Here is a 4,272-nt window from a genome sequence, read left to right on the forward strand (position 1 = left end):
CTGTTGGAGGCCGTGCCCACGGGTACGCAAAACTGCCGCTGTCTGGTTCAGGCCGGAATTCCTTACCGTGAATTGCTGTCAGTCATCGAAAGTGAAAAACCAAACCTGCTGGTCATTGGCACGAAGGGCCGCAGCAACCTGGCAGATGTGGTGGTGGGTTCAACGTCACGCAGGATTTATCACCGCTCACCCATACCGCTGCTCACGATACCGGCGGGTTTTATCGAGTCGCCCTGAGACAAAAAACAAAAGGCTTCCATTTTCACCAACGCTGTCAGCCATCGCCGAGAAAAGGAGGACCGCCATGCTGATCAGATACTGGATGAGCACACCGGTGATTACCGTGGGAAAAAAAGATTCCATGCAGCAGGCCGGGATCCTGATGAAGGAAAATCACATCAGGCTGCTTCCCGTAGTCCACAAGGGAGGGCTTTGCGGCATTCTCAGCGACCGCGACTTGAAGCGGGCTTCGGCTTCGGACGCCACAAGCCTGGATATCCATGAACTGCTCTACCTGGTTTCAAAAATCAAGGTGGCCGACATCATGACCCGCGAAGTGGTCACGGTCCACCGGGACTGGACCGTGGAAGAAGCCGCGGATCTCATGCTGGACCGCAAAATTTCCGGTGCGCCGGTGGTGGATGATCAGGGCCAATTGTGCGGGGTCATCACCACCATCGATCTTTTTAAGGCCACCTTGTACATCACCGGCTTGAAAAAACGGGGGTTTCATCTGGCCCTTGTCCTGGCGGACACCCCCGGATCAATCATGGAAATCGTCAACGTGGTACGGGAGTTCGGTGGACGTATGGCCAGCATTCTCTCCACCTACGAGCGGGCTCCGGCGGGGTATCGCAACGTCTACCTGCGTTTCTACGAGGTCTCCCGGGACAGAATCGAGGACATGCTGAAGGTTCTAAAAGGCAAGGCAAGATTGCGCTACATGGTGGATCACCGCGAAAACCGTCGAACCCTTTATGACAAGCATTGAACCAGCTTACTGATCGATACCAGGAGGTCCCCTATGGCACCCAGACAAAAACGGCTGTTGCTGGCATTGGATGGCTCTGATCGGGGAGTACAGACCGTACGCTACGCAGGTGAAGAGGATGCATTCAAAGGGATGAAGATTGTCCTGTTCCATGTATTCAACAGCATTCCGGATGCCTACTACGATCTTGAAAAGGAGCCCAAAAGTGTAAAGGTGGTGCGGCACGTGCGCAGCTGGGAATCCCAGCAGAAGAAAAATATCCGCAATTACATGGAAAATGCCAGGCAGATGCTGCTGGATGCCGGGCACGCCGAATCAGCGGTGGAGGTTAAGATCCAGAACCGCAAAAAAGGGGTCGCCCGGGACCTCATTATCGAAGCCCACCAAGGTTACGATGCGGTCCTGATCCGCCGCCGGGGTTTCACTGACCTGAAAAATGTTACCATGGGCAGCGTCACCAACAAGCTACTGGAAAAGCTGACCTTCATTCCAGTGCTCATCGCCGGCCGCAAGCCTGTCAACAAAAAAGTGCTGATTGCGGTGGACGGCTCTCCCTGCGCCAACCGCGCCGTCAAATTCGTGGCAGATATGTTGGGGCCATTGGGAAATTATCAGGTCAAACTGGTCCACGTGGTGCGTAGCGGATTCAAACCAGAGATGGAGGCGCTTGAGGAGAACGGCGTCCCCGAAGCTGAACCCGTTTTCAAAACCGCCGTGGACATCCTCAAAGGTGCCGGGTTGCCTCCGGAAAACATCTCAACCCAAATGATTACCGGTGTGATCAGCCGGGCCGGCGCCATTGTCAACAAGGCCGAAAAGGGCGGCTGGGGTACCATCGTAGTGGGCAGACGGGGATTGTCCAGCGTCGGCGACTTCTTCATGGGCCGGGTAAGCAACAAGGTGGTCCATGTGGGCCGCAAGGATACGGTATGGATTGTGACGTAATCACACAGAGCTGGGAGAAATTCCATGGGTGTTGAACGTTTGGATTCCATTTTCGATCCCAGATCCATCGCCGTCGTCGGCGCCTCGGCTCGTCCGGGATCGGTGGGCCAGGCGGTGGTTCACAACTTGGTCGCCGGCGGATTCGATGGCCCCATCTTTCCGGTCAATGCGCGCACGCCGTTGATCATGGGTAAAAAAGCCTACGCCGCCTTGAACCAGATCAAGGATCCGGTCGATCTGGTGGTGGTGGCGACCCCCATGGAAACCGTTCCGGAAATCATTGCCGAGTGCGTTCGAATCAAGGCCGCAGGGGCTGTAATCATCGCGGCGGGCGGAAAAGAAACCGGCCCACAAGGTCGACAACTGGAAAAAAAAATACTGGATGCGGCTGCAGGGACCGGGCTGCGAATCATCGGCCCCAACTGTCTGGGCATCATGTGCGGCGCCTCCCGCCTGAATGCCAGTTTTGCCGGCCGCATGCCCCTGGAAGGGAAATTGGCTTTCATCTCTCAAAGCGGCGCCATCTGCACGGCTATATTAGACTTCTCTGTTAAAGAGCACATCGGCTTCAGCCATTTTATCAGTCTCGGCTCCATGCTTGATGTGAATTTCGGTGATATCATCGATTATCTGGGCGCCGATCCGCAAGTCAGCAGCATTGTCATGTATGTAGAGAGCCTGACCTGTCACCGCAATTTCATGAGCGCGGCCCGGGCGGTCAGCCGGATCAAACCCATCATCGCCTTGAAGGCCGGCAGGAGCCGGGCCGGTGCCCTCGCCGCTGCTTCACATACCGGTGCCATGGCCGGAGAAGATGCGGTCTATGACGCGGCATTCCAACGCGCCGGCATCGTTCGGGTTAAAACCTTCGAAGCGCTTTTCGATGCAGCTGAAATTCTCTCCCGCAAGGGACGGTTAAAGGGTCCTGGCCTGGCCATCATCACCAATGCCGGTGGTCCGGGTGTCATGGCCGCTGATGCACTCTCGGACTATGGCATAGAACCGGCCAGGCTGTCCCCAGAGACCGGGGAGGCGCTGGATGCCGTGCTGCCCCAACAGTGGAGTCACGCCAACCCGGTAGACATTCTGGGTGATGCCACACCCGAGCGATATGCCGCCGCCGCTGCGGTCCTCACCCAGGCCAAAGAGGTGCAGGCACTGCTTGTCATGCTGGCCCCTCAAGCGATGACCGCCGCCGAGGCCGTGGCCCAAACCCTTATCGGTCAATTGAGCCAAACCACCATCCCCATAATTACCGCCTGGATGGGCGGGGCAGACGTGGAAAAGGGGCGCGAACTGTTCAACCAGGCCGGCATCGCTACTTTCGACACGCCGGAACGTGCCGTGCGCGCGTTCATGAGCCTGAATCGTCATGCACGCAACATCGAAATGCTCGAACAGATTCCACCGCGCCTGTCCACCCGGATTCAGGTGGATCGTGAAAACGCCGCCTGCATAATTGAACAGGGAATGACGTCAGCTGGCGGTCTGCTGACGGAAACAGAAGCAAAGTCCCTGATCGCGGCCTACGGCATCCCGGTAAACCCGACTGGGGCGGCGGCATCGGCCGAAGAGGCCCTATCCCTGGCCGACGGCTATGGCTTCCCGGTCGTCATGAAGATTCTTTCCCGGGAGATCAGTCACAAGTCGGATAGCGGCGGCGTGGTCCTGAATCTGAAAACCGGCGACGAGGTCAAAAAAGCCTTTGGCGATTTAGTCGCCAGGGCCGGCTCCGCGTTTCCTGATGCACACATAGCCGGCGTCACGATCCAGCCCATGATCGGTTCACCGGATTGCGAGTTAATCATGGGCTCCAAAAAAGATCCGGATTTCGGTCCGGTAATTCTGTTCGGTATGGGTGGCGTCCTGGCTGAACTCCTGGATGACCGCGCCATCGCACTGCCTCCCCTGAATCGCCTGCTGGCCGCACGGCTCATGGAGGGAACGCGAATCAACCGACTGTTCAAGGGTTATCGCAACTACTCGCCGGCCGACCCGGAGGAACTCGAATTGATTCTTATTCGGCTTTCCCAGTTGGTCACCGATTTTCCTCAGATTGCCGAACTGGACATCAACCCACTGATGATCAAAGCCGGCCGGGCTATCGCCGTCGATGCCCGTGTGGTGATAGAAGCGGCTGCATGCCCGGCACCCATGCACCTGGCCATCAGTCCCTATCCGGCCCAATATGAATCGCGGATTCAGATGCCGGAAATCGGTGCACTGCTCATCCGCCCCATACGCCCCGAAGATGCGCATCTCCTTCAGGACCTATTTGAAATCCTTTCCCCACAGAGCGTCTATTTTCGGTTCTTCTCACCCATAAAACAGCTTTC

Annotated in this window: 4 protein-coding genes; all 4 read left to right on the forward strand. The window is 57.0% G+C overall.

The genetic code is table 11. The features are described from left to right. On the forward strand, positions 1-237 hold a 237-nt coding region (locus tag R6V78_RS19385), incomplete at its 5' end, for a universal stress protein (RefSeq protein ID WP_410291039.1). 67 nt (positions 238-304) lie between these two features. Further along, positions 305-991, forward strand: coding sequence for a CBS and ACT domain-containing protein (locus tag R6V78_RS19390; RefSeq protein WP_410291040.1), 687 nt, complete (start codon positions 305-307; stop codon positions 989-991). A gap of 33 nt (positions 992-1,024) precedes the next feature. Continuing rightward, a complete protein-coding gene (locus R6V78_RS19395) occupies positions 1,025-1,936 on the forward strand; it encodes a universal stress protein (RefSeq protein ID WP_410291041.1) in 912 nt (303 codons plus the stop codon). Positions 1,937-1,960: 24 nt separating this feature from the next. Then, positions 1,961-4,272 (forward strand): acetate--CoA ligase family protein (locus tag R6V78_RS19400; protein WP_410291042.1); only part of this gene is annotated, 2,312 nt, incomplete at its 3' end.

Source organism: Desulfosarcina sp. (assembly GCF_046496365.1).
Classification (GTDB): Bacteria; Desulfobacterota; Desulfobacteria; order Desulfobacterales; family Desulfosarcinaceae; genus Desulfosarcina.

Coding starts and splice junctions, on each gene's coding strand:
- R6V78_RS19390 (WP_410291040.1), top strand. CDS start 305: ATGCTGATCAGATACTGGATGAGCACACCGGTGATTACCGTGGGAAAA.
- R6V78_RS19395 (WP_410291041.1), top strand. CDS start 1,025: ATGGCACCCAGACAAAAACGGCTGTTGCTGGCATTGGATGGCTCTGAT.